A 251-nucleotide genomic window follows, 5' to 3' on the forward strand; every position below is an offset into this window, starting at 1 on the left:
TGATTGCTCACGAATTTAAACTAGCTACTAAATCTATTTATAATTGGCTAAATCAGGGGAGAATTGGTTTCTCCTTGAATGATCTACCTGAACATGGCGTACGCCAACGGCGTAACGTTGACCAACGATCCAAATATAATCAATCTTTGGGGCGATCAATTGAACAGCGTCCCATGATGATTAATCAACGTAATCGCATCGGCGATTTTGAACTAGATACAGTCGTTGGTCCTCGTGGGCATAGTAAGGCA

Annotated in this window: 1 pseudogene; it reads left to right on the forward strand. The window is 41.8% G+C overall.

Features of this window, described 5'->3' with window-relative positions:
* Positions 1-251: pseudogene (locus FD09_RS16140) on the forward strand (IS30 family transposase); the annotation flags it as partial.

Origin of the sequence: Schleiferilactobacillus perolens DSM 12744 (assembly GCF_001435585.1) — a bacterium.
GTDB classification, from domain to species: Bacteria; Bacillota; Bacilli; order Lactobacillales; family Lactobacillaceae; genus Schleiferilactobacillus; species Schleiferilactobacillus perolens.